Genomic DNA, 26,615 nt, shown 5'->3' with positions numbered 1-26,615 from the left:
TCGCTCGCGATGTCGGCCAGGCTTGAAGGAGAATATCGACCGCCCGTCGCGATATGGGCCTGATCTGATCGAAGTCCACGCGTTACGCTCATTGCTGTTTCGCAGATAGCACCGGATACTCGACCGGCGCTATTCCCTGTTGTCGCAGAACGACATTCTAGGGAGATCGAACAATCCGGCAACCAGAACGATTTACTTTGCCTCTAAAGAGCGGAATCCGTGTGGTGGCGAGCGATGGCGGCCGGAACCAAGGGTAGCGTCGTCAGGTGTTCGGAGCCGCCGGTTCACGAAGCAATGTCGCAAGTTGTCGCTTGTCGACTTTTCCAATCGGCGTCAGCGGGAACTGTCTTATGTGCGACAGCTTGTCGGGCCATTTGTAGGCGGCCACCCTCAGGCTCGCAAAAAATGCGCGAACGTCATTCAGTGTGAGCGTGGCATCGTCGCTGATGACGGCAGCATGAATCGCCTCGTCGTATCCCGCCAGCTGATCGGCAAACACCGCGGCGTCGCGGACCGCGGGATGATCCCGCAGACAGGCTTCGATCTCGTCCGCCGCGATCGATTCACCGTGCCGGTTGATGACATCCTTGATTCGGCCTTCGACGATCAGATGGCCGCTGGCCAGGCGGCGGACGCGATCTCCACTGCGGTAGAATCCGTCCGGCGTGAAGGCCTGACGATTGTAGTCCGTGGCCCGGTAATATCCGCGGATGGTATAGGGCCCGCGGACCAGAAGCTCGCCGACGTCGCCAGTCGGCACATCCTGTCCGCGGTCATCGACGACTCGCACCTCGTCGTCGTCGCACAGGGGGCGTCCCTGGGTTGCGGCGATAAGGTCCGGCGGATCGTCCAGGCGCGTAAAATTGAGCAATCCCTCGGCCATGCCAAACACCTGCTGGATGACGCAGCCGAATTTCGACGCCAGTTGATCGGCCGTCGCAGCATCGAGCTTGGCCCCTCCCACCTGCACCAACCGCATCGAGGACAGATCAGGCCGTTCCCATTCGGCCGCCTCCAGCCAGAGTGCCGCGAGCGACGGCACCAGTGCCGTCAGCGTTGCACGATGACGCGCGATCGTCTCGAACGCCTCTTCCGCCGCCGAACTCGGTGGCACGACGACGCTGCCGCCCCGGTCCAGCGTGCCGAGAATCCCGGGACACCCCAGCGGGAAATTGTGCGCCATCGGCAAGGCCGCCAAGTAGCTATCCTCGGCGGTAATCGCACACAAAGCCGCACTGGCACGGAAATTGTAGATGTAGTCGGCGTGGGTACGAGCAATCAGTTTCGGCATGCCGGTCGTGCCGCCGGACAGCAGGAGCAATGCGATGTCCTCCGGACGTACCGCGGGCCGCGGCAACGACCCAATCGCGTCATCAGACCAATCCGCGAACCGCCGGTCCGGCGATGCGAGCAGGGAGAAGCAAAGGCTTGGCACAGCGGCCTGCAACGCCACGGTGTCGATCCCCGCGTGTTCGCTGCCAAGATAGCAGACCGCGGTCGCCAGTTCGGCCACATGGGTCACTTCGCGCTGCTGATGCGCTGGCAGCGCCAGCACGGGCACAGCCCCGAGCAGAAGAAGGGCTAGCAACGCGACGATGAAATCGGTGTCGTTGCGATGCTGCAGTATGACCGCCTCGCCCGCGCTCACCCCGCGCGCCGCCAGATGGCACCCGAACCGGTCGGCGCGCGCAACCAAGGTGACGAAATCCCAATCATCGCGCTCGGTCAGCAGCGCCGTTCGCTTGGCGTGCCGGCTCGCCCAAGCCCGGACGACATCCGACAGGACTTCGTCACCCCAGTATCCGCGCTGCCGGTAGCGGGTCTGCACGTCATCGGAATAGCGCATGTCGGGCAGCAGCACGGTCCGCGAAGGGCTTATCGCATCAGGCATAGAGAACCCCCGCTTGCTGGCTGAGCCGCTCGGTCCGAAGTCCAGTTTCTTGCGCGAGATCGTCCAGCCCGAATGTATGCCAGATGCTGGTGTTGCGGATCGTCTGGCCGGAGCTCGGCCCGCCGCTGACCACCCAGGTCGACGTCAGCCGGATGATGTCGCCTTCGCCGGGCTCACCATCGAGCGTCGCAATATAACTGCGGCGGCCGATAGTCGCGTTCGCCAACGGCAATGTCGGCAATCGCATCGGCTTCTCGATCGGCAGCAACTCGACGAAGATCGGCGCGCCCCTTGAAAGCCGCGGAAGCAGAATCCGCCACAATTTCTGGCGCGCGTCCAAATCGAGGTGGCCCAGCACACCGTAGGCGATCACTGCCCCGAGCCGCTCCGGGAGCGTCAGATCCTCCACCGGCTCGGCAAGGACCGTGACACGTCGCGCGAGATCAGGATCGCGGGCGACCATGTGCATCAGAACCGCCCGCATCGCCGGAGCAGGTTCGACCGCCAGAATCTCCACATCCGGGACAGTTTCCGCAACCGCCAATGTCGTGCGGCCGGTGCCAGCGCCGATATCCAGGATCGGGGCACCGGCCGGATCAAGCGCCCGCAATCTCTCGCGAAGCTTAAGTTCGCCTTCGCCGTGGGCGCGCGCGACCAGATCGTAGAATTCTGCGACCGGTGAATAATAGTCACTCATGTCCGCTCCTCTTCGAGCATTGCTTGACGTACCGTGGCCACCACGCGCGCACGCTGACTGGCGATGAAAAAATGATCACCCGGGAAAAAGTGCACCCGGCAATCGCTGTGCGTGTAAGCCGACCAAGCATGAGCCGCCTCGGGGCTGAGCTCCGGATCCTGTTCACCGGCAAGCACGGTGATCGGGCAATCCAGTCGCGGGCAGTCGCCGGGCCGGTAGCGTTCGATCAGGCGATAGTCTGCGCGCACGACGGGAAGCAGCAATGCCGCGAGCTCCGGCTCCTGCGCCAGCGCCTCATTGTCCGGACTGAGACGCAACAGCTCGGCCAGCAACTCCGAATCGCTGCTCTGGTGGATGGTGCTGTTCAGCGGATGATGACTCGGGGGCTGACGGCCTGAGATCACCAAACGACAAGGCCCGGCTCCGCGGGACGTCAAGCGCATCGCGAGTTCATGGGCGACGGCGCCGCCCATGCTGTGTCCGAGCAGACAGAACGGGCGGCGGCCGGCATGAGGCAGCGCCTCGGCCAGAAGCTCAGCCAGCAGCGTGTCCATATCCTCGACGCGTGGTTCGCCAAACCGGTCCTCACGGCCCGGATATTGGGCAATGGCGACCTCCGTATCGTCGCCCAGCAGGAACGGCCAGGCGCGGAATGCGCTGGCACCGCCGCCGGCGTGCGGAAAGCAGATCAGCAGCCGCGAGGCCTGCGGCCGCGGCTGGTAGAAACGCAGATATCCATCAGTCCACATCAACGGTCTTCTCCAACGCCCGGCAGAAGGTCAGCCAGGTTCAACGGCGGCGGCGCTTCCGGGTAGATCAATTCGGGTGAGCCCAGGGTCGTGGACACCTCGTGCCAGAAGGTGGTCAGTCCGCTCGTCCACTGCGCCGACCGCGCTGCAGCCGACGGATCGTCCCAGGTCGCGATGAACTCGCTCACCGCTCGATTGATGGCCTGCGGCCACAGGCGATCGAACACGTCACGAAACGTGCCGGCCTCCGTGCCGGCGAGCAACTCGCTCGACGGAAGCGCGAGCCGGTCGGTTCCGGGCCCGCTCAGGACCAGGCGGTGAGTGCCATCGCGATGCGTATGCAGACGCGGGCTCCAAATCACCGGACCGTGGGTATCGGTGAGCGCCAGAATCCCCCTGTCGAATCCTATCGTAAGGCGATGCAGCAGCAGAGCGTGATTGTCGGCATCCGCCGGATGGATCTGATTTTGCACGCGCAACGTACATGGTGTGCCGCCGATCTCCCCGTGGAGGCTGGTATAGGGACCGCACCGGGCCGGCTCGAACGGCAGCAGAGCCGACGGACGAAGCCGTCCGACCGCACGGGCCGCGACATCGAGCAGAGGATATAGCACCTGGGCCCCGCAGATGCCGTCAATGAACCGCGGCGCCTCATGCCGGCGCAACAGCTCGGCCGCCTGAAGAAAGCGGGCGATCGGCGCAACGGTCGGGTAGAAGGCATTGACGCCGTAGCGTACGCCATGACGATGCGCGCTGCGCAGACAGCGCGCCAGCTCGGCCGGATGCAGCGGATGCTCCTGAAGGATGTGGATGCCGCGGGCGAGGAGCGCCTCGCTGATATCCGCGCCCGGTCCGCCTGACACGCCGGCACGTACAACGACGCAGGCGAGATCGATGTCCGACGGCAGCCCGGACAGCGCGGTGTAATGCGCGATGCCATACTGCTCGGCATACTCGGCCGAAGCCTGCGAACCCGTCGACAACACGCCTGCAAGGTCGACGGCCGGATGCTGCGCAAGCGCCCGTAGATAGAAGCGACCGAAGCTGGTGCCGCACACGATGGCCCGTCGCCTGGGGTTCACAGCGTTCCCTCCTCAAGCTCGGCCCGTTCCAGGATGTGGCGGCTGATGCGCGTTCCCGCATGCAGCCGGACGACCTCATCAAGCGTCCTTTGCGGCGAAAGCACATCATCCGCAAAATGCAGGCCAGGCGGAATCTCCCCGCGCAGCAGCGCACGCAGCGCTGCAACCGCCGTCGCTGCCGTCAATGCCAGGCTGCTGTCGGTGACGATGGCAGCACGCCGGGCCGGCTGCTGCGGCTGTTCGAGCACGAACACCATCGCGTAGTACGGGCGAATGCCGAGCACGTCGAGCTCGCTGGCGCGTTCGACGTCCCGAACCGCCTCGCTCAGCGTCCCACTCCTGCCGCGCAGACCGATCAAGGTCTCCCGAAGGCGCTGGCCGCTGAACACATTGAACCAGCGGAGCGTGGTCAGCTTGCGCCGCATGGCCAGGCGCTCGGCATCGGCACTGAGATAGGGCAGCATCGCAACCGTGCCCGGGAAGAAGTCGAGCTGCACGTTTTCCTGTGCAACAAGACTGCGGCTACGGCGCCGGCCAAGCTCCCAGCTCGCCCCGGCTTCACCGTACCAGTAGCTGTCGACCGCCACGGCGGCCTGTGGCCGCAACGACAGCACCAGATCGGCGGAAGCAGCGCCGGCGAGCCTTTCCACGCCGCCGCTGTACACGGTCAGCGCGCCACCCGGCTGATCGCTCAACCATGCCGGCACCAGATTGGCTAATCCAGGCAGCATGCCAGCCGACAACAGCGCGACCCAACCCCGGCTCGCGGGCATGCACTTCTGGAGCAGCGCGTGCGCCGGACCGTCTCCGGAAACGTCGAGGTAATGCGCGCCCTCTGCGGCGGCGACGCGTGCCACGCGGTCGAGCACCTGATACGACGGCCCGGCGCAGTTCACCACCACCCGGCAACCCCGGCAGAACTCCGTCAGTGCAAGATCGTCGTTCAGATCGACCGGTCGGACGTCGTCGCCCGGCTGCTGCAGCGCCTCGAGCGACGACCGGCGTCGGCCGCCCAGGCGCACTGGTCCGACCTCATCCCGCCGCAGCCAACCGACCACGTGATGGCCGACCTGGCCGCTCGCGCCCAGGATTCCAATCGCTCCGCTGGTCATCACGCGTCCGTGCGGTGGATGTGCTGCACGATGAGCTCGGCCAGTCGCGGCGCATGGGCGCGCGACAGGCAACTGAAGTGATCGCCAGCGATGTCGGCAATGACGAGATCGCCCATGCAGATATTCTGCCAATAGCCGGCGACGTCCTGTGGTGTGCCCGGCAGCAGCGGATCGCTGGCTTGATTCCGCAACAGCACCATTCGGCCCAGCCAGGCGTCGGGGCGATGCAGTCCGACCGACGCCATACTGTGGGCGAACAACACGTGCTGCCGGGCGAACGCGAGATCCGCGCCATCGGGCTGATAGTAGATGCCGTCGGCATGACCGCCCGCGCGCAGTTGCGAAAGGCGCTGGTCCAGCGAACGCGACGACCATGCCGCGAAACTGTCCCTGACCCCGCGATGTCGCTCGCCAAGCCGGTCGAACGCATCTCGCGCGATCCGGCCGGACCCCGCCTGCAGAATCTCGGCGACCGCCGCCGCAAGCGCCGGCTCGTCGGGGAACGCCAACTCTGGCGGCGATGCGCCGAGCGCGCGGGCGAATATATAGTCGAGCAACGCGTCCGCCTCCACATGTGGAGGCTGGTACGCGCTGATCGCGACCAACTCGCTGACGCTCTTGCCCTGTTCCGTCAGCATCCGGGCGATCTCCGCCGCCAGCAGGCCCCCAAGGCAGTAACCGATCAGCGTGAACTCGTCGCCTTGCCGCACCAACTCGTCAGCGTAGCGCGCGGCCAGCCTCGTCAAGGCGCGGTCGGGCGCGAGATCCGTGAACGCCTCGTGTTGCGGTAGTTCCACGCCGATGCCGCGCGGCCATGCGGTCTTGTCCAGCGCCTGGAGCAGATGCTGGTATGGCAGCAGATTGCCGGTTCCGGCGTGCACGAACACGCAGCAGCGCCCGCCCGCCGCATCATCTCCCCACAAAGGAACAAGCGCCGAGCGCAAGTGCGGGGCGGCCGGCTGTTCGTGCTGCACATGTCGCAAGCGCTCTGCCAGCGCGCGGATCGTCGGCTCGCGCAGCAGGTGCCGCAGCAGCACCTCCCATTCCAGCCCGGCCGCCGCCGGCACCTGCTGACGCAGCCTGGCTATCATGCGCGACAGCAGCAATGAGTCGCCGCCGAGTGCATAGAAATCCACATCGCAGGCGGGCTGCGTCACGCCGAGCACGTGCTCCCAAACGTCGGCGATCTGCCGCTCAAGCGCATCGCGCGGCGCGGCTCCCGACACTCCGGCCGAGCCGGGCCGCTGCCGCTCCGGCTGGACCAGGCCCTGCAACGCGGCGCGATCGCTCTTGCCGCTGCGCAGCCGCGGCAGCGCGTCCAGCACCTGGATTTGAGCGGGGACCATGTAGCCAGGCAGCCGATCACGGAGAAAACCGCGCAGGTCCTCGACGCGCAGCAATGACCGGTCGGTCTTGAACTGACCGACGAAGACGCCTTGCCCGGCAGTGGCGAGATTGCTGTCGGCGGCCGGTGCGCAATCGGCGATCACCGCGCCCTCTTCCCGCAGCCAGGTCAACCACTGCTCACGCGTGAAGAACGTCTGGTCGGTGTCGGCCCGCAGGTCGCGGAATCCCGTCAACTCCGGGAAGAACTCCATGGAGACCAGCAGCGGATAATTGTGCCGCCGGAACGGCTCGATGAAGACAACGCAGCCGCCCGGCGCGAGCAGCGTCTTGAACTGGCGCAGCACCTCGCCGGCATGCCGCGCGTTGTGCAGCACGTTGGCGCAGAGGATGACGTCGAAGCTGTTGGGTGTCATGCCCTGCTGGCGGGCGTCTTCGTTCATGTCGAAGATGCCATACTGCATCCAGGGATAGTCGGCGAACAGGCGGCGCGCCTCGGTCAGGAAGAATTCCGACAGGTCGGTGAACCAATATTCCGGCGTGAACTCGGCGAGCGCCGGAACCAAATCGCTGGCGGTGCCTGCAACCCCGGCGCCAACTTCCAGGACCCGCAGCGGCGCCTCATCGCGCCTCCTGCGGTCCTCTGCCAGCGTCCGCACTACGGCGACGACCATGCCATTCATGCTTTGGCTGACGAGATTGTCGCGGTAGGCCGCATGCGCGGTCCCGAGCTCGCCCTGCGGAAACAGGATGGCGCGCACGTCGACCTCGCCGCGCAGCAGGCCGGACAGTTGATCACTGCATACGCGGATGTAGTGAAGAGTCCGGCTGCCATAGCCCGCCTTCTGCTCGAGGTCATCGACCTCGGCCCAGACCTTGCGGACCGTGGCATCGTCAGCGGCGATCAAGCCATGGTACTGTCCATCGTCGCACGACAGCGCGTTCGCATCGACCAGACCGTCGAGCCACCGGCGCAACAGCCGCTGGTGCACGCCGGCAACACCGGTCGCCTGGTAGATGTGACCGAGATCGTGCCTCGCCTCCGGCGTCGCAAACAAGCCGTCGTCACGCAGGCGGGCAGCCATGGCCAGGATGGCCACGCGGTCAGCCCCATGCATCAGCGCCGCAAAAGCATCGCCGTCGATGTCGTGTTCGATCGCGGCGGCGCGACGATGCAGGGTTTCCATCACGGCATGGGCAATCGGCCGAGTGTCCCGTCCAGGTTCGACGAACGCGCAGAGCATTTTCCCGGTGCCCTCTGCACTTAGCAATACTTGTGCGTCACCCACGTCCGGATGCGTGCGCAGCACCCCCGCGATCTCGCCCAGCTCCACCCGATGGCCGCGAATCTTCACCTGCGCGTCCTGCCGGCCAAGGAACTCCATCGTTCCGTCCGGCCAGTAGCGGCCGAGATCGCCGGTCAGATACAGGCGCTCACCGTCGTCGCGGGTGACGAACTGTCTTGCGGTCTTGTCGGGATCGTTGAGATAGCCCAGTGCAAGGCCGCTGCCGCTGATCGCAATCTGTCCCACCACCCAGTCGGGACGCTCACGCAGGCGATTGTCGACCACATGCATGCGCTGGTTGGCCAGCGGCCGGCCGTACGGAATGCTCGACCAATGCGCCTCGACCGCGCTGACCGGGTGATAAATAGACCAGATTGCGGCCTCGGTCGCGCCGCCCAGGCTGATGAGCCGGGCCGCGGGACCGTGCCATTCCAGCCGCTGCTTGAGATCGATCGGCACCCAGTCACCGGATACGAGCGCCAGCCGCAAGTGCGATGGCGCCGGAGCGCCGCCGTCGGCCGCGTCACATAGCATCTGCAACTGCGCCGGGACGGTGTTCCACAGCGTCACGCGATGTTGCTCGACGAGCTGCGCCCAGTGCGACGGGTCAGCTTTGCGCTCCTCATCCGGATAGACCAGCGCGCCGCCCGCAGCCGGGACGCCAAACAGATCATAGACGGACAGATCGAAGCCCAGACTGGCGAGGGCCAGCACGCGGTCGTCCACCGTGATGCCAAATCGCTGGTTGATGTCCGCGACCGTATTCCAAGCCGCCGCATGCGAGATCACCACCCCCTTCGGCGTGCCGGTGGAGCCCGACGTGTAGATGACGTAGGCTGGTGCATCGGGCGATACGGCCTCGACCGCAACCGGCAGCGGGCAATCATGATCCGCCTGCACGGCAATGACTTCCGGAGGCAATTCGCAGCCCGGATCGGCAATGGCGAGCCGAATGCCCGCATCGCTCAGGATGGCATTGCGGCGCGCCGCCGGCTGATCGACATCGATCGGCACGTAGCAACCGCCACACAGCAAGACCGCCAGCGGTGCGATGGCCTGCATGCGGCCCTTGCCGCACAGAATGGCCACCCGCTCGCCGACGCGGCATCCAGCTGTGACGAGCCCCGCGGCCAGCGCCCGGGCCGCAGCAAGCCACTCGCCATAGGTGACGGTGCCGCGATGATCATAGAGCGCAGGCTGCCCGGGATGCTGCTCCGCCTGTGCGACCAGCGCCCGATGCAGCAGTGCATCCGCATGCTGCCACCCGGTCGCATTCACCGCACGGCGAACTGCCGCCTGTCCTTCGGGGAGCGTTAGCAGATGCGTTTCATCCAGCGCGGCCGCGTGACCAAGCCGCTCGACCAGACTGCGGAAAGCCGCGAACATCTGGTCGATCATGTCCGGCGGAAACAGACCGTCCCGCACGTCCCAGGCAATCAGCAGGCCATCAGGCTGCTCCGTGATCTGGCAATCGAGGCTGACCTGCGGCGTCTGCGTCAGGCCGCGGAGAATGCGAGAGCCGGCCGCCTGTCCACGCCGTAGCGGAGCTCCGCCCGCGGTGCTGGTGAAGACCACCGGCATCAGAACCGACGCGCCGCGCCGCCGGCTCAACTCACCGAGCATTTCGAGCCCGGAGAAGGCCGCGTGGTCGAGATCGTCGAAGAGCTGCCGCCCGATTGCCTGCACGCGCTCGCCGAAGGTCGTCGCGGCGTCGAGGTCGATCTCCAGCAGCGTCACCGAGGTAAAATCGCCGATCACGGCGTCGATATCGGGATGCAGCTGCTCACGGCGGAAGATCGGCAGGTTGAGGGTAAAGCGCCGCGTCTGGCTCCACATTCCGAGGACTTCGGCAAAGGCGCCGAGCATCAGCGCGTTGAGCGTGGCGCCGCGCGCGGTCGCCCATGCGCTCAGGCGCCCGCTCTGCTCCGTCGTGACTTGGAACGCGCGACGGCTGAAGCGGCGGGAGTCGGCGGCAGCGGCGAGCGGCAAGGCCGCCGCCATCGGCAATTCCGGAGCGGGCGGCAGCGATTCCAGGCGCGAAAGCCAATAATTACGGTCGCGCCTGTAACGCCGGCCCTGGCGCTGCGCCCGGCGTGCGACGACGTAGTCACGAAAGGTCGTGGCAGGTACCGGCGGCAGGTTGCCACCAGACACCAGCATGTCGAGATCGTCGATCAGCAAATAGAGGCTCGCGGCATCGACCAGAATCAGCTCGATCGCCAGCAGCAACAGGGTCTGGTCGCGGCAGCGGCAGAGACGAACGTCGAACAGCGGCCAGCGGGCATAGTCTACCGGCGCCGCCAGCATCTGCTCGCGCAGGTGTTCGACATGCCGCCCGGCCTGCGCGTCATTCAGACCGGTGAGATCGTCGACTGGAATCGAACGCGGCTCGACCTCCTCCAGAACCTGCTGATAGCCCTCATCCGCGATGACGAGACGCAGCACGTCGTGACGGCGGACCAGCTTCCACCAGGCCTCGTCCAGCATCTGCGGGGACGTCTGCGCGGGATAGGCGATCTCCAGATAGCCGCGGCACGACACGCCGCCATATTCGAACGCACTGTGCCGGCCCAGAAAGTAGGCGCTTTGCGCCTCCGTCAACGGAAACGGCCGATGGCGTCCGGCCGCATCGATGACGAACTCGCTCGACGCACTGTCTTCGGACAGATGCCGGAGGATGGCCGACTTGTTGGTGCTCAGCCGCTGCTTCAGCTCGGAGGTCATGACCCCCTGCGGCGCGCGGAAGCGCAGCTGATCGCCTTCCCTGGAGAGTTCGACGCCGAGCGCCTCGACCTCTTCGACCAGATTGATGATGTTCATAGTGATCCTTCCTCCATGCGCGCTGCCGCGGCGAGGTGTCCGGCAATCGATGCGGACAAACCGGCGAGCGTGGCGTCCGCGAAGAACTCCCGCAGCGACAACGTGATGCCGAAATGCTGCGAGAGCCGTGCGACCAGGCGCGTACCGAGCAGGGAGTTGCCGCCCAGCGCGAAGAAGCTGTCGCTACGTGATCGCGGCATGGCATCGAGCAGCTCGTGCCAGAACCGGGCAATTTCCTGCTCGCGGGCATCGTCCACCGGCTGCGCCTGCTCGGACCGCTGCGGCCGAAGTTCGGTGAGGCGGTTGCGGTCGATCTTGCCGTTGGCGGACAGCGGCCATGCCGCGAGCGGAACGAGTTCGGCTGGAACAGCGTAGGCAGGCAGGCGGTCGCGAAGAAAATCGCGCAGGCCGGCGAGATCGCATGCGGCGGTCTGCGGTTCAACGAACGCCAGCAAGCGCGCGGTCTCCCCCTTGCCATCGACGGTCGCGACCGCGCGGCGAACCGCACCATGCTGTTGCAGCACCTGCTCGATTTCGCCGAGCTCGATGCGATGCCCATGCAGCTTGATCTGGCCGTCGCGGCGGCCGAGAAACTCCAGCACGCCATCCGGACGATAGCGCCCCAGATCCCCGGTGCGGTACCAGCGCTCCGGATAGTCGCCGCTGAACTGCTTCGCGGTCAGCTCGGGTGCCCCGCAATAGCCGCGCGCAACGCCGTGGCCGCCGATCCACAATTCGCCCGGCACCCAATCGGGCGCGTCGTCGCCCAGCGCGTCGACCACGCGGAACATCTGATTTCGCAGGGGCAGACCGTAAGGCACCGATCCCCAATCATCGAGCGGCGTCTTGTCGACGGTCCAGGCGTTCGACCAGATCGACGCCTCGGTCGCACCACCCAGAGCAATAACCCGCGCCTGCGGTGCCGTGGACGCGAGCCGGCCCGCGATATCCGCCGCCACCCAGTCTCCCGACAACAGCACCAGACGCAGCGCCGGCAGAACGACGCCGCGCGCAGCGGCCATCGTCAGCGTCATCTCCATCAACGCCGGGACGCTGTTCCACAGCGTGACGCCGTGCGCGTCCATCAGCTCCAGCCATCGATCGGCCTCGCGCTGCTCGTCGTTCGATGTCAGCACCAGCATGGCGCCTTGTCCGAGCGTGCCGAACAGATCGAACACCGAGAGATCGAAATCCAGTGCGGATACGCCCAGGACGACATCCTGCGCATCCACCGCGAACCGCCGGCAGATGTCATCGACGGTATTGACCGCGCTGCGATGCTCGATCTCGACGCCCTTCGGCTCTCCGGTCGAGCCGGAGGTGAAGATGATGTAGGCCAGCGCATCGCCGGGCGTTTGCCCGCAGGGCTGCGCCAGCGGCGGCGTCGTCAGCGCCTCGGACAGTACGCCTGCTCCCACCGACGGCGGAAGCTCCGGCGCGTGATCGGCGAGCACGAGCCGGACGTCGGCCCTGGCGCACATCAACGACCGGCGCCACAGCGGATGAGCCGGATTGATCGGAACATATGCTGCACCTGCTGCCAGCACGCCTAGCACCGCGGCCACCTGCCCGGCCCCTCGCCGGCAGCTGATTCCGACGCGGTCGCCCGGCCTGACGCCCTGCTGCTCGAGATATGCAGAGACACTCAAGGCCTGTCGTGCGAGCGAGCCGTAACTGACCTCGCCGCTCTCCAGCGTCCACAGCGCGCGGCGTCGCGGCGCCAGCTCGGCCTGGCGAAAGAACGCCGCGTGCAACGCCTCGACCTGCGACGGGGCTTCGGTCGCATTGACGCGATTGCGCACTGCGCGCTGCGGTTCGGGGAGCGCCCGCTGGAACGGCTCGCGCCAATCCACGTCGATGAGCTTGTGGAGCAGAGCGAGATAACCGTCGAACATCGCAGCGATCATGCCGTCGGGGAACAGCAACTCGACGTAGTCCCAGCTCAGCAACAGCCCGTCGACCAGATCGATCGCCTGATGATCGAGCCACACCTGCGGGGTCTGCGAGCTGGTGAAATCGGGCCAGCGGGTCGCTTTCGCGAGCGTGTCGGCAACACCCAACATGCTGGTGAACACCACCGGCACCGGACGCACTTCGGCGCGGTTGCGGCTCGCCAGCTCGCGCATCACGCGCACCGCGGAGACGTCCTGATGATCCAGATCCTGCCAGATCTGCGCCTGCAGACGTTCGGCGCGCGCCAGCCAGCTTTCGCCCTTCTCGGCGCGGTAGGCGGCGAGGATGAGCGATGTGAAGTCGCCGACGACGCGATTGATGTCCGGATGGAGCTCGGGACGACCGAACAGCGTCAGATTAACCACCAGTTCGGATTGTCCGCTCCAGCGACTCAGGATCTCACTGAAACAGGTAAGCAGCAGCACCGATGGCGTGATGCCGGCGTCTCGTGCTTTCTCGGTCAGGCGGGACCATAGCTCGGGGGCAAGACGTGCCTGTACACGGGAAAAACGCGGCCGTGACAGCGTCGACGGCTCGATCCGGGTCGGCAGGGCCGGTGCCGGTGGCAAGTCGGCCAGACGCTGCCGCCAGTAGCCGAGGGCCCGTTCGGACACACCGGTCTGCACACGCGCACAGACACAGTCGCGGAAGCGGATATCGATCCGCGGCATGGCCTGATCGGGCCGCTCATAGAGCTGGAACAACTCGGTGAGCAGCGTCAGCATGCTCAAGCCATCGACCGCGAGATTGTCGAACAGCACGGCGAGACGGCTCTGCGCCGCGCCGTGGAGGATCACATGAATGTCGACCAGGCCGCGGGTGCCGGCATCACGCGTCTGGCGCGACAGCCGGTCGCGTAGCGATGCGAGCGCGGCGGGTTGGTCGGCGACGGCTTGGAGATCGTGAAGGTGAATGCGGCTGCCGGGCGGGACCGGTAGAACGCGTTGCTGGCCGGCGTCATCGATGACACAACGCAGCATATCATGCCGCTCGACGAGGGTGGACCAGGCGCGCTGAAGCCGGGCGATGTCGAGATTCTCTAGGTCATACTCGACGTAGCACTGGGCCGCGATGCCGCCCAGCTCGAAATCTTCGCGCCGCCCCAACCAGTAGGCCTGCTGCACATCGGTCAGCGGGAATGGTGCGTAGCGCGATGCTTCGTCTGCAACGATGGCGGATACTGCGGTCGGCCGTTCGGCGATCAGCGTCGCCGCGAAATCGGCGAGTTGCGGTTGCGTGAACAGTGCCGCAAGTGCGCCACGATAGCCCTGTCCCTGCAGGCGCGCCATCAGGCGGGTCGCGATCAGGCTGTCGCCGCCAAGCGCGAAGAAATTATCGTCCGCGCCGACATCGGCGTGTCCCAGCAGTTCGGACCAGAGATCGGCAACCAGCCGCTCCGCGGCTCCGGTGGGCCGCCGACGCTCCGCTCCGGCACCGCCTGCCGCCACATTCGCAAGCTGCGCGGCAATCGCCGCGCGATCGATCTTGCCGTTGGCCGTAAGCGGGAAGCGTTCGAGCTGGAGCAGATATTCCGGCACTTCATAGTCGGGGAGCGTGGCCTGCAAGCGGGACCTGACCTTGGCCAGGTCGAGCTGTTCTGCGGCGACGATGGCGGCCGCGAGCTTGACGGCTGCCCCTTTCAGCACCACCGCAGCCGCCGCTTCGATTTGCGGATGGCCGACCAGCGCACCCTCCACCTCGGCGAGCTCGATGCGATGCCCGCGAATCTTGACCTGGTTGTCGGCCCGCCCGAGAAATTCCAGGATGCCGCTCGGGTGATATCGCGCGACGTCGCCGGTGCGGTACCACCGATCGCCCTCCCGCGTCACGAACTTTTCCTGCGTCCGCGCCGCATCGCCATGATAGCCCTGTGCCACGCCCGCGCCGGCGACCCATAGCTCGCCCATGACCCAGTCCGGGCAGTCCCGTCCGAAACCATCCACGACCCGGCAGCGCATGTTCGCCAGCGGGCGACCGTAGGGCGCACAAGCCCATTGCGGATCGTGCCGTGTCACTTCGTGGCAGGTGGAATGGATGGCTGCTTCCGTCATGCCGCCCAGCGCCGCGAAGCGCGCTTGCGGCGCGTAGCGCCACAATGCCTCGGGCAGCGCTCGCGCCACCCTGTCGCCGCCGACCATCACGAGACGAAGTCCGGGCGTAAGGCCGGTCTGTTCGGCGGCAATCGAAATCATCTCGACCAATGCGGGAACCGCACTGATCACCGTGACCCTACAGCGGTTGATGAGCGAGACCCACGCCGCGGCGTCGCGGCGCTCGGTCTCCGAGACCACGACGACCGAAGCACCGAGGCTCAGAAACGCAAACAAATCGTAGGCCGACAGATCGAAATCCAGCGCGGAAAGCGTGATCGTGCGATCCTCGGGGCGGATTGCGAACAGCCGATCGACCGCATCGATGGTATTGGCCACGGCGGCGTGACTGACCTCGACGCCCTTGGGAACGCCCGTCGAGCCCGAGGTGAAGATGATGTATTTGATCGCGTGAGGCGGCTGCGCGACCGGCTCCTTCAGTGAGAGCCCGCCCAACGCCACGGAGAGCGGCACGACTGGCGTTTCCGCCGGCCATTCCAGTCGCTGCCGGCTCACCTCATCCGTCAGCACGAGGCGAACGCCCGCCGAGCGATACACGATCTCACGGCGCGCCATCGGCAGATCGATGCCGGACGGGACATAACATCCGCCTGCCGCGAGCACGCCGAGCACGGCGATCACCTGGTCCGGCCCCTTGGCATGGGTGATCGCCACACGATCGCCCGGCCTGACGCCCTGCGCCGCAAGATAGCCCGCTACGCGCAGCGCCTGGCCGGCCAGAGTCTGGTAGTCGACAATCTGACCAGCAGCGCAGAGCAGCGCTGGCGCGGCGGGAGTCTGTTTCGCCTGGGCAAAGAACCTCAAGTACAGCGGCCGGGAATCGCGCCAGACATGGACCGTGCTGTTGGCGTCCTCTCGGACCTGCTGATGTGACGCCGGCGGCGCAAGCCGGACCGGATGGGCCCAGTGCTCGTCCGCCAGCCGCGTGACCAGGCCGACATAGGTGGCGAACATGTCGTCGAGGACGCCTGGCGCGAACAGCTCGTCGATGCCATCCCAATCCAGCACCAGGCCGTCGCGAGATTCCGACACCTTGGCATCCAGCCACACCTGGGGGGTCTGCGTCACGGCATAGACCTGGCGCGGAAAAGCCGGGGAGAGATCGAGCGATGCATCCTTCGGAAGCCCAAGCACGCTGGTGAAGACCACCGGCATTGTGGCCATCGGCTCGCCCTTGTGCCGCGCGAGCTCGCGCAGCACCCAGACGCCCGACACATCGCGATGAGAGAGCCCCTCACCCTCCTGACGCTGCAGCCGCAGCGCGGCGTCGACGAATCCTTTTCCGCCGCTGGTCTGGTAGCCCAGCAGCAGGATTGACGCGAAGTCGCCAACGACGCGGTCGATCTCATCGTGGCAGCGCGGACGGTCAAACAGGGTCAGGTTGATGGCCACCGCCGGCTGATTGCTCCAGTAGCCGAGCACTTCGCCATAGGCCGCAGCCAGCGCCACGCTCGGCGTGATGCCGTGCTGCCGGGCACGCTCCCTGAAGCGACGCCAACAAGACGCGTCCAGCGTGCTGCTGAGACGACGAAATCGCGGTCGGCGGAGCGTTTCCGGCGCCGCCTGGAGCGGTAGTGCAGGCGCGTCAGGCAGTTCGGCGATCCGGGCCTGCCAAAAGCGCTGTGCGCGTTCGACGTGCTGCGAATCCGGCTGGTACTGAACGACGTAATCCCGGAAACGGAGCCTGGAGGCCAGCGCCACCGTTCTGCCGTTGCCGTACAGTTGATCCCATTCGGTGAACAGGACCATGATGCTGCGCCCGTCCAGCATCAGGCTGTCGAGGCTGACGAAGACGCGCGCGCGCGTTTCCGCGCCCGCGGGATACTCCGCGACCTGGATGTCGAACAGCGGCCAGCGGGTGACGTCGTAGCACGTGTGCGACAACGACTGCCGCAGCGCCTCGAGCTGCGCGTCGGCGGCCTCCGCAGGCAAGCGATGCCGTCGAATCTCGTATGCCGGCACGGTTTGCAGCACGCGCTGCTGACCTTGCTCCGTCACCACTGCGCGCAGCATGTCGTGGCGGGCGACCAGGGTTCGCCAGCTGCTTTCCAGCCGCTTGATATCGAGGCCGGTCCCGTCGAATTCGATATAGAAATGCGAGCCGACGCCACCGAGCGGCATCTGCGGCGCGCGCCCGATCCAGAACGCTCGCTGGATGTCGGTCAGCGCGAATGGCTCGAAGCGTTGCGCCGGCTCGACACGGATCACCGTCTCCCGGACCTCTGAGCGCTGCTGCAACGTGGCGCAGAACGCTGCCAGTTCCGGCTTAGCGAACAGATCTGCCAATTGCCCGGCCAATCCCGCCCGACGCAATTCCGCCATCAATCGCGTTGCGATCAGGCTGTCACCGCCAAGAACGAAGAAATTGTCGCCGCGCCCGACTTCCGGCACGGAGAGCAGCGACTGCCAGATCCGACCAACCCGCTGCTCGATCTCGCCTACCGGCGCGCGCCGCGGATGCGCTTCGGATCGCAGTTTCTGTTCGGCTTGCCGCGTCAGGACCTTCCGGTCGATCTTGCCGTTGGCGGTGAGTGGGAAGTGCGGCACCCGCTGGCAATGTTCCGGGACCGAATATTTCGGCAGTCTGGCCGCAGCCCATTCGCGCAGCTCGGCCAAATCGACATCATCGCGCAGAACCACCAGCGCACAGAGCTGGCGCGCCACCGGCGCAACTACGACGACGAGGACCTGCTCGACTGCTGGATGAGCCGACAACACCGCCTCGACTTCGCCGAGCTCGATGCGATGCCCGCGTATCTTGACCTGGTTGTCTGCGCGCCCGAGAAATTCAATGACGCCGTCCGCCCGGTAGCGCACCTGATCACCGCTGCGATACCAGCGCCGGCCCTCGTGGATGACGAATTTCTCCGCGGTGCGTTCGGGATCCCCGCGATATCCGATCGCAACCCCCGGACCGCTGACCCATAGCTCGCCCGCGACTCCTGCCGGACAGTCGCGCCCGTGGCGATCGACGACACGACAAGACATGTTGTCGAGCGGATGGCCATAAGGCACCACATTCCAACCGGTCTCGTCGGCACCCAGTTGATGATGGGTCGAATGGATCGCGGCCTCGGTCATGCCGCCGAGGCCGACAAACGGCGCGTTGTTCGTAACCCGCCACCATCGCTGCGCCAGCTCCGGCAGGATCCGGTCGCCACCAAGCATCACCAGGCGCAAGCCGGCCAGAGCTTCTTCGCCATTGGCCATGAGCAGCATGTCGAGCAAGGCGGGCACGCAGCTGATCACGTTGACTTGGCGCCGCCGGATCAGCTTCAGCCAGGCGTGAGCGTCGCGCCGCTGCGTCTCATCGACGACGACGACGCTGCCTCCGTAGGCCAGGAAAGCAAAGATGTCGTAGGCTGACAGATCGAAGTCGAGTTCGGACAGCGTCAGGGTCCGATCAGCGGCGTTGATGCCGAAACGGCGGTTGACGGCTTCGATGGTGTTGGCCACGGCGCGATGGGAGACCTCAACTCCTTTCGGAGCGCCGGTAGAGCCGGACGTGAAGATGACATACATCACCTGCTCGGCCGGAACCTCGACCGGCTGTGCCAAGGGGGCTGATTCCACGGCATCGGCAAACAGATGCACCGGCTGCACCGCCGATCGAAGCTCATCTGTCCCGGCCAATACCAGCCGCACGCCCGCACTCTGATAAATCTGATCGCGCCGCAACTGCGGCAGGTCGATCCCGCACGGGACGTAGATACAGCCCGCCGCCAGCACGCCGAGCGCCGCAACAATCTGCGGCCACCCCTTCGGCATGGTGATCGCGACCGAGTCACCTGGCCGCACGTCGTTGGCGTGGAGAAACGCTGCGACCCGCAGCGCTCCTTCGGCGAGTTCGCCGTAGCTCATCGAATCGTCACTGCCCCACAGCAGCGCAGGAGTGTCCGGCGATTGCGCCGCCTGCGCGAAGACCCGCGCGAACAATGGCTCGGGCACCGGCGCCTGGCGGATCTGCTGCGGCTCGATCGGCATGACCGGTGCCGGCGCCTGTAGCGGAAGATGCCAGGATTCAGGGGCATCGAGCAGCCGCTCGAGCTGCCCGCGGAAGTAGTCGAACATCGCGGCAATAACGCCTTCGATGAAGACGTCATCGCGCACGTCCCAGTTCAGCAGGATGCCGCCGCTGTATTCCGTGATCTGGGCATCGAGCCAGACTTGCGGCCCCTGTGAAATCGACCACACCGGCTCGCCGAACTGCTCGCGCACCGCAGGTTCGTACAGATCCCCGAGCGCCAGCGCACTCGTGAACACTACCGGCGCCAGCACCTGCTGCCCCTGCTGGCGGCGGGTGAGATCACGCAGCACCTCGACGCCGCCATATGCGGCGTGGGCGACTGCTTCGTGCAGGATTTGCTGCTGAGCCCGAACCTGCTCCAGGAAGGCGCATCGATCGGGATACGCGTTGATGAGCACCGAACTGGAGAAGTCGCCCACCAAAGCGTCCACGTCCGGGTGATCGCTTTGCCGCGAAAATACCGGCAGATTGAGCAGGAACGGATCGCCTCCGCTCCAGAGGCCGACGGTCTGCGCAAACAGCGTCGTCATGACCGCGGTGAGAGTCACGCCGTTCTGCCGACACAGCTGGTTCAGGCGGCTGCTGGCCCCCGTGTCCAGCCAGTGATGGTGGCGCACGACACGCGGCGCGGTGGCACTATCCTTCGTGCTTCGCAGCGGCAATGCCGGCGGCGGCGCCATATCGTCCAGCCGCGCCTTCCACCAGGCGCGATCCTGCTCGCGCTCCGCGGCTCGCATCTGCCGGTTATCCCTCAGATACTCTTCGTAAGTGAGCTCGAGCCGCGGCAGGACACCGCCGGGATTCCCGTAGAAGAACGCCAGCTCGCGCAGAATGGTGCGCAGGCTGACGGCATCTCCCGCCATCATATCGAGGTCGACATGCAATCGCGATCCGCCGCCAGACCGGCGCGACAGGGCGATCATGATCACCTCGCCCTCCTCGACACGAAGCCGCTGGTGCGAATAGCGCTGCCGAATGCGCTCGAGCTGCCGAGCGCATTCGTCCCCGTCGAGCCCGCGCAGGTCGTGCACGCGAAACACCGGAACTCTCGGAGCCGCCAGCACCCGCTGGCGGCCTTCAGGCGTCACCTGCATGCGCAGCATCGGATGGCGCTGAATCAGGGCGTCAACTGCCCGGGCCATTCGTTCGGGATCGACGTCCTCGCCGTCCAGCTCGGCATAGAAATGAGCCGTCACGCCCCCGAGCTGCTGCGCATCGCTACGGCCGATCCAGAATGCATGTTGCATGGTGGCGAGCTCGAAGCTGCCGCCCTGCGCAGATGCGCGCTCCTCCGTCAGCGGCGCGATGATGGGGCCGCGCAGATCCGACAGCTCCCGACGCCAGTCGGCCAGCGTGCGCTTGCCGATCAGTGCCGAGAACGTAACCGCGAGGCCGGCCCGTCGCAGCTGGCTGGCGGCGCGCATGGTGCGCACCGAGTCGAGTCCCAGACACAACAGGTCGCTCTCGTCATCGAGACGGTCAGCGGAAATGCCAAGCAGGCCGGATAGAGTCTCGACCAGAACGTCCGCATGTCCGTCCATCACGTTGTCTCCCATGCTTGCCGCTTCGATCGGACGCCGCGATGGCTCCATCACGGCGATGTCGGGCTTGGGTGCGCCGCTCACACGACCGCGGTCGCCTCGTCGCGACCGCTTTTGAGAGCAGTGCTGCTGGTCTGGCAGTCCCTGCCATCCGCTGAGATCGCATCATGCTGATACGAGGAATTGCTCGCCGAGGTTGTTCTTCTTTGCGCGATTTCCCGCCCGGATTATCAGTAGAAAACCCTCCCCGGCACGGCCAGACCCCTGACGTTTGAGAGCGGGCTAAAGACGTATGCGCGCGGTCGATGTGGACGCATTCTAAGTGCGCGCCCAAAGCCCCGCCGGTAGGACGTCTGGCGGGTTCCGGCGAATGCCGGATTGATTGATTGGGTCTCAAACAATGATCATCGTGAAGACGGGCTTGACCAGGACAGTTTATTTGGGAGCGGTTAGTTATTTCGTGCTCACAACCATTTCTGCTGGAGAAGCTGTCGCCCAGGCGACTCTGCCGCCGGTCACGGTCGAAGCACCGCAGGCCGCAAAGCGAAGTGCGGTCCCACGACGTTCGACGGCGGGGACACGTGCGGTTGCCCGGAACCGCGCAGCTTCACTCGGCCCGGGTCAGCCAGCGCCGACCGCCTATCGCGTGCCGGCCGCCTCCCAGGTCAACGGCCCCCCGGCTCCCTTTGCCGGCGGACAGGTCGCGGGCGGAACGCAAGTCGGCATTCTCGGAAACAAGAGCATTTTCGACACGCCATTCAGCGTCGCCGGCTACACCAAGGACTTGGTTCAAAGCATTCAGGCAAAGAGCGTTTCGGATGTTCTCGAACGCGATCCTGCCGTCACCGTGGGATCGAACAGCTCCTATTACGACATTCTTTCGATTCGTGGCTTTCCCTACAACGCCAACGACGTTGCATTGAACGGTCTCTACGGCGTCGCCCCTGCCACCACCTATCCGGTCGAACTGTTTGACCGGATCGAGGTTCTCCGTGGCCCCAGCCAGCTCCTGTACGGCTATCCGCCGCTCGGTTCGCTGGGCGGCGTCGTCAATCTCGTACCGAAGCATGCGACCGATGATCCGATCGCGCAGGTTACGGGGACATATTGGTCGAACGGGATGGGCGGCGTCGCCGTCGATGTTGGACAGCGTTACGGCAAGTTCAAGGAGTGGGGCATTCGTGTGAATGCGCTCTATCGCAACGGAACAGGCGCCGTCGATCGCTTCAGCGAGGAAGCAGCCGCCGTATCCGTCGGGCTCGATTATCGTGGAGAGCGCGTGCGGGCGTCGCTCGACTACTTCCACAACTATCTCAACCAACCAGATGGTCAGCGAACGACGTTTGGCCTGCTGCCCGGCGTCAACGTCCCGTCCGGCGTCAGAAACACCAACAATATCGCGCAACCCTACGAATTCTATACCGCGAACTACGACTATGGCGTTGCTCGGGTCGAGGCTGACGTACTCGAGAATGTGACCGTGTTCGGCGCTTTCGGCGGAAAGACGCAAAGCGCTACGTTCCTGCAGGCCCTGGCCAATACCGTCATCGACAATGCCGGCACGGTGTCTCAGTTCGAGGTTGGCGGACCATTCAAGATCGATACGACCTCGGCCGAAGTCGGAGTGAGGAGCGAGTTTGATACCGGCCCGGTCAAGCACAAGGTGGTCTTCGCCGCACAGGACGTGCGCTTCGACCGACGTTCAGCGCTCACCTTTGGAATTGCACTCAACAACATCTACAATCCCTTTCCTTCGCCGAATCCCGGTGTTTCCGTTGACGCGGCCGGCCCTGCGCTGCCCCTCACCAAGGTCGACGCCACAAGCCTGAGCATCGCGGATACTCTTTCGGTGCTCAACGACCGATTGGCACTGACAGTTGGCGCACGGCACCAGCGGATACAGCAAGACAATTATGGTCTGAACACGGGGATATTGACCGACACGGCGGACAATTCCAGGACATCTCCCGCGGTTGGAGTGGCGGTGAAACCGATCGAGAACGTCACCTTGTACGCCAACTATATCGAGGCATTGACGCAGGTGACTCCGGCTCCGTTTGGTACGGCAAATGCCGGCCAGGGTTTCGCGCCGGTCGTCACGCAGCAAAAGGAAATTGGCGTCAAGGTCAATTGGTGGGGCACCCTCGGCACGACCATTGCGGCCTATGACATTACGTCTCCATCGGTTTTCACGAATCCCGTCAACAACGCATATGGACCACTCGGCCTGCAGCGAAATCGCGGTGTCGAGTTCACAGTGTTCGGCGAGCCGGCCAAGGGCGTGCGGGTGCTCGCGGGCTTCAGTTTGATCGACGGTCGGCTCGAAACGACCCTCAACCCCACCACGACCGGCAAGAAGGCACCGGCCGTTCCTGACTACCAGGGATCGGTCGGGGTCGATGTCGATATTCCGGGCCTGCCGGGCCTCACGGTTTCGCCGCTGGCAGTCTTTGTTGGAGACAGCTACTACGATCCCCAGAACACGCAACGTGTGCCCGCATACGTGCGGGCGGATCTGGGAGCATCGTACACTTTCGCCAACATGTGGTCGGGTAAGCCGATCGTGGTTCGCGGGCGGATCGTCAATTTGTTCGGCGCCAACTATCTCACGAATGTTCCCGGCGCGGGCGGCGGAATCTCGATCGGCGCGCCGAGAGCATACATGGTCTCCACAACCTTCAATTTTTAGTTTACTGGTGCTCGGTCGAAGCTGTTGGCGAGGCGCACGTACCGACAAGCTGATGGCTGCCGCAAATCACCCGGCGACCTGGTGCCAGCTCACCACGCTGGCCCGATCACGCGCGCCGCTACGAGATGGCCGGCGAATTCCTCGCCGTGGTCAAGGGCCTGTGGGACGGCTGGGCGGATGATGCTATCGTCGCGGACCGTGGCAGCGGCCTTTATATCGATCCGGCAAAACTCCGCCCGATCGACCATGACGGCGCGTTTTTCAAGGTGAAGGGTCCACTCAACATTGGCCGCAGCCCGCAGGGCCATCCCGTCGTGCTCCAGGCCGGCGGCTCCGAGGCCGGGCAAGCGCTCGCCGCGCGCACCGCCGATATCGTGTTCTCCGTGGTGCAGGATATCGACGAAGCCAAGGCCGGCTACGCGTCACTGAAGACGCGGTTGCCGTCGTTCGGCCGCAGGCCTGAGACGTCACGGTGTTGCCGGGCGTGATGCCCGTCGTCGGTCGCACCGACAAGGAGGCGTTCGAGAAGCTCAACACGCTCCAGAGCTTCGTCAGCGGCAGCAACGCGCTCGCGATCCTGTCAGATCGCTTCGGGCGAGACATGTCGGCCTACGACCTCGACGGGCCAATTCCGGACATCGCGCCGTCGGACAGCTACCACAGCTTCGCAGCGTCATGCTCGCCAAGGGCCGCCGCGAGAACATGACGCTGCGCGATCTCTATAATCTCACCGCTGCGGCCCGTGGCCATTGGGTGCTGTGCGGTTCGGCCGAGCGCATCGCCGATACGCTCCAGCTCTGGTTCGACGAGCACGCGGCCGACGGCTTCAACGTCATGCCGCCCTATTTCCACGAAGGGTTCGAGGATTTCGTCGAGCTCGTCGTTCCGATTTTTCAGGAGCGCGGGCTGTTCCGTGCGGATTATGAGGGCACGACCTTGCGCGATCACCTCGGCCTTGCACGGCCGGCCAATCCTTACTTCGCGGCCTAAAGAGCGCCGGCAATCCGCCGACCGCGATCCATGCTGACGGCACCTATGACAAGCTGTTCGAGAAGCTCGGCATGACCAAGCTGAAGGCCACGGCCTTCGCCATTCGCGGCGATGGGCCGACGAACTGACCGCGGGCACCGTCGCGGAGCCCGACCACACGAAAGATCAGATCAGGCTCGACTTGCCGCGGCTGAGAACTTCGCCAGCGCCTTTGTCGCCGACGATCCGCCCCTGGTCGCACACAACCCGCCCGCGGGCGATGGTCATCACCGGCCATCCCGTGATCTCGAACCCCTCCCACGGCGTATAGTCCGCGCCGTGATGCAGCTCGGCCTGCCGGATCTGCTTCCTTCGCTTCGAGTCCCACAGCACGATGTCGGCATCGAAGCCGACGCCGATCGAGCCCTTGCGCGGATAAAGGCCATAGATCCGTGCGTGATTGGTCGCGGTCAGCTCGACGAATTTCTGCAGCGTGATCCGCCCCTTCGACACGCCCTCCGAGAACAGGATCGGCAGCCGCGTCTCGACGCCGGGAATGCCGTTCGGCACCCAGCGGAACGAGGTGCGGGAATTCGGCGTCAGCTTGCCCTTGGGGTCGTCGTAGCGGAACGGACAGTGGTCGGACGAGAAGGTCTGGAACACGCCCGTCGTAATGCCTTCCCAGATTGCCTGCTGACTCTCGGCATCGCGTGGCGGCGGCGAGCAGACGTATTTCGCGCCTGACATGTCCATGTTCAGGCCCTTCATGTCGTCGGCCGTGAGCGTGATGTATTGCGGACAGGTCTCCGCATGAACCGGCAGTCCGCGCTGCTGGGCCCAGCGCACCTGCTCCATCGCCTCGCGTCCGGAGACGTGGACGATCATGATGGGAACGCCGATCACCTCCGCATGGCTGATCGCGCGATGCGTCGCCTCGCGCTCGACGGCCTGCGGCCGCGAGACGCCATGATAATAGGGCGCAATGTGGCCTTCGCGCTCCAACTTGGTGGTGAGGAAGCGGATGGCGTCGTAGCCCTCGCAATGGACCATCACCAAGGCCTCCTCGCGGCGGGCGACGTCGAAGACCTCGAGCAGCTGCTTGTCGCTGAGCACGAGGTCGTCATAGGTCATGAACACCTTGAAGGAGGTGTAGCCGTCCTTGACGAGGGCCGGCAACTCCTGCCCGAGCACGACCGCCGTCGGATCGGAGATGATAAGATGGAAGGCGGTGTCGATGTAGCACTCGCCCTCGGCGAGCTTGCGGTAGTTCTCGACGCAAGTTCGCAGCGAGGTGCCCTTTTCCTGGAGCGCAAAGGGAAGCACCATGGTGTTGCCGCCGGCCGCCGCCGCGCGCGTCGCCGAGGCAAAATCGTCGGCCATGACAACGTCGGGGCCGGACGGCTGGGAGATGTGGACATGGCTGTCGATACCGCCCGGCAGCGCCAGCAGGCCGGTCGCGTCGATCTCGCGCGAGGCTCCTTTGATCTGCTCGGCGACACTGACGATGCGGCCGTCGCGAATGCCGATATCGGCGCGAAACTCGTCGCTTGCCGTCACGATGGTGCCGCCGCGAATGGCGAGATCGAGCTGCGTCACATGAATCTCCGTTACTTGATGGCCGCGGATGTCTGGAATATCCGGCCCCACTCCGCGAGGGTCCCGATGTCGCCGCCGGCGAGCTCAAGGGTCCGCCACAGCGTGACTGCCACCGAATCCAGCACCGCTACGCTCAACTCCCGTTCGAGCGAGGCCGCAAGCGCGGCGCCGTCGAGATTGGTGCAGAGAATGACGATGGCGTCCGCGCCCTCCGCCGCCACCGCGCGGATCATGCCGGCGATCGTCGCGGGTTCAACTTCGCCGAAGGAGAAATTGTCGCGCAGCCCCAGATGGCGCTCGGCATGCGGGATGATTCCCACCTCGGCCCAGACATCGCCGATGCACCGCTGAACGTCATCCGTATAGGGCGAGACGAGGCCGACACATTTGGCCCCGAGCGCGCGAACCGCATCGATGCAGGCTAGCGTGGACGTCGTCGCCGGTACGCCAGTGAGCGCCGTGATCGCTTCGCAAAGGCTCCGGTCGCGACCGATGCCGAGCCAGCTCGCCGAGGTTCCGTTCCAGGCGATGGCGTCGACCTTGGCATCGGCCAGCAGATCCGCCGCCGGCAGCATCACCGAGGCATCGAACTGGTTCAGCGCCACAGCATCGAGCGCGATCTCGGTGACGCGGAAGCGCGAGAAATGCGCGGTGATGCCAGGGGCTCCGGCCAGCATCGCGCTGGTGACGGGCTCGAGCACCGAGTTCGACGACGGCGTGATCATGCCGAGACGCTTGCGCATGGCTT

The 26,615-nt window shown here is 65.4% G+C and carries 13 protein-coding genes; 4 read left to right on the top strand and 9 right to left on the bottom strand.

Annotated features, from left to right (window positions below):
• Positions 1-262: 262 nt before the first annotated feature.
• The 7 genes from GPL20_RS21620 to GPL20_RS21590 are packed head-to-tail and all read right to left on the bottom strand — an operon-like array spanning position 263 to position 20,697.
• Positions 263-1,891 carry a (2,3-dihydroxybenzoyl)adenylate synthase gene (locus tag GPL20_RS21620; RefSeq protein ID WP_157331521.1) on the bottom strand — a complete coding sequence of 543 codons (1,629 nt, stop codon included), beginning with the start codon at positions 1,889-1,891 and terminating at the stop codon, positions 263-265.
• Positions 1,884-2,588, bottom strand: a complete 705-nt coding sequence (locus tag GPL20_RS21615; protein ID WP_157331520.1) for a class I SAM-dependent methyltransferase — start codon at positions 2,586-2,588, stop codon at positions 1,884-1,886. Before GPL20_RS21615 ends, GPL20_RS21620 begins: the two co-directional genes overlap by 8 nt.
• Positions 2,585-3,337 carry a thioesterase II family protein gene (locus tag GPL20_RS21610; protein ID WP_157331563.1) on the bottom strand — a complete coding sequence of 251 codons (753 nt, stop codon included), beginning with the start codon at positions 3,335-3,337 and terminating at the stop codon, positions 2,585-2,587. Before GPL20_RS21610 ends, GPL20_RS21615 begins: the two co-directional genes overlap by 4 nt.
• Positions 3,337-4,419, bottom strand: a complete 1,083-nt coding sequence (locus GPL20_RS21605; RefSeq protein WP_205751187.1) for a Gfo/Idh/MocA family oxidoreductase — start codon at positions 4,417-4,419, stop codon at positions 3,337-3,339. Before GPL20_RS21605 ends, GPL20_RS21610 begins: the two co-directional genes overlap by 1 nt.
• Complete coding sequence (locus tag GPL20_RS21600; protein WP_157331519.1) at positions 4,416-5,531, bottom strand: saccharopine dehydrogenase NADP-binding domain-containing protein; 1,116 nt, start codon at positions 5,529-5,531, stop codon at positions 4,416-4,418. Before GPL20_RS21600 ends, GPL20_RS21605 begins: the two co-directional genes overlap by 4 nt.
• On the bottom strand, positions 5,531-10,981 hold the full coding sequence (locus GPL20_RS21595) for a non-ribosomal peptide synthetase (RefSeq protein WP_157331518.1): 5,451 nt from the start codon (positions 10,979-10,981) through the stop codon (positions 5,531-5,533). Before GPL20_RS21595 ends, GPL20_RS21600 begins: the two co-directional genes overlap by 1 nt.
• On the bottom strand, positions 10,978-20,697 hold the full coding sequence (locus tag GPL20_RS21590) for a non-ribosomal peptide synthetase (RefSeq protein ID WP_205751186.1): 9,720 nt from the start codon (positions 20,695-20,697) through the stop codon (positions 10,978-10,980). Before GPL20_RS21590 ends, GPL20_RS21595 begins: the two co-directional genes overlap by 4 nt.
• Positions 20,698-21,013: 316 nt before the next feature.
• Here GPL20_RS21590 and GPL20_RS21585 point away from each other — a divergent pair, with 316 nt between their 5' ends.
• The 4 genes from GPL20_RS21585 (at position 21,014) to GPL20_RS39600 (ending at position 24,292) form a co-directional block, all read left to right on the top strand.
• Positions 21,014-23,302 carry a TonB-dependent receptor gene (locus GPL20_RS21585; RefSeq protein ID WP_157331517.1) on the top strand — a complete coding sequence of 763 codons (2,289 nt, stop codon included), beginning with the start codon at positions 21,014-21,016 and terminating at the stop codon, positions 23,300-23,302.
• A gap of 125 nt (positions 23,303-23,427) precedes the next feature.
• Positions 23,428-23,790, top strand: coding sequence for an LLM class flavin-dependent oxidoreductase (locus GPL20_RS39610; RefSeq protein WP_246250795.1), 363 nt, complete (start codon positions 23,428-23,430; stop codon positions 23,788-23,790).
• Positions 23,790-24,008, top strand: coding sequence for a hypothetical protein (locus GPL20_RS39605; protein WP_246250785.1), 219 nt, complete (start codon positions 23,790-23,792; stop codon positions 24,006-24,008). The genes GPL20_RS39610 and GPL20_RS39605 overlap by 1 nt, the downstream gene beginning before the upstream one ends.
• A complete protein-coding gene (locus tag GPL20_RS39600) occupies positions 23,978-24,292 on the top strand; it encodes an LLM class oxidoreductase (protein WP_246250784.1) in 315 nt (104 codons plus the stop codon). The genes GPL20_RS39605 and GPL20_RS39600 overlap by 31 nt, the downstream gene beginning before the upstream one ends.
• Positions 24,293-24,457: 165 nt before the next feature.
• On the opposite strand, the gene hydA is transcribed toward GPL20_RS39600, so the two are convergent.
• Both hydA and GPL20_RS21565 read right to left on the bottom strand, forming a co-directional pair.
• Positions 24,458-25,867 (bottom strand): dihydropyrimidinase, encoded by a 1,410-nt coding sequence (gene hydA, locus GPL20_RS21570; protein ID WP_254125152.1) that lies wholly within the window; start codon positions 25,865-25,867, stop codon positions 24,458-24,460.
• 11 nt (positions 25,868-25,878) lie between these two features.
• Positions 25,879-26,610, bottom strand: a complete 732-nt coding sequence (locus GPL20_RS21565) for a maleate cis-trans isomerase family protein (RefSeq protein ID WP_157331516.1) — start codon at positions 26,608-26,610, stop codon at positions 25,879-25,881.
• Positions 26,611-26,615: the final 5 nt, after the last annotated feature.

Source organism: Bradyrhizobium cajani (genome assembly GCF_009759665.1).
GTDB lineage: Bacteria > Pseudomonadota > Alphaproteobacteria > Rhizobiales > Xanthobacteraceae > Bradyrhizobium > Bradyrhizobium cajani.
This window is presented reverse-complemented; position numbering and strand designations above follow the sequence as displayed.

What these genes read in the sequence shown, in the direction of transcription:
- GPL20_RS21610 (WP_157331563.1), bottom strand. Translation starts at nt 3,337, where the DNA reads ATGTGGACTGATGGATATCTGCGTTTCTACCAGCCGCGGCCGCAGGCC.
- GPL20_RS39610 (WP_246250795.1), top strand. Translation starts at nt 23,428, where the DNA reads ATGGCCGGCGAATTCCTCGCCGTGGTCAAGGGCCTGTGGGACGGCTGG.
- GPL20_RS39605 (WP_246250785.1), top strand. Translation starts at nt 23,790, where the DNA reads ATGCCCGTCGTCGGTCGCACCGACAAGGAGGCGTTCGAGAAGCTCAAC.
- GPL20_RS21585 (WP_157331517.1), top strand. Translation starts at nt 21,014, where the DNA reads ATGATCATCGTGAAGACGGGCTTGACCAGGACAGTTTATTTGGGAGCG.
- GPL20_RS21620 (WP_157331521.1), bottom strand. Translation starts at nt 1,891, where the DNA reads ATGCCTGATGCGATAAGCCCTTCGCGGACCGTGCTGCTGCCCGACATG.
- GPL20_RS21595 (WP_157331518.1), bottom strand. Translation starts at nt 10,981, where the DNA reads ATGAACATCATCAATCTGGTCGAAGAGGTCGAGGCGCTCGGCGTCGAA.
- GPL20_RS21615 (WP_157331520.1), bottom strand. Translation starts at nt 2,588, where the DNA reads ATGAGTGACTATTATTCACCGGTCGCAGAATTCTACGATCTGGTCGCG.
- GPL20_RS39600 (WP_246250784.1), top strand. Translation starts at nt 23,978, where the DNA reads ATGCTCGCCAAGGGCCGCCGCGAGAACATGACGCTGCGCGATCTCTAT.
- GPL20_RS21600 (WP_157331519.1), bottom strand. Translation starts at nt 5,531, where the DNA reads ATGACCAGCGGAGCGATTGGAATCCTGGGCGCGAGCGGCCAGGTCGGC.
- GPL20_RS21565 (WP_157331516.1), bottom strand. Translation starts at nt 26,610, where the DNA reads ATGCGCAAGCGTCTCGGCATGATCACGCCGTCGTCGAACTCGGTGCTC.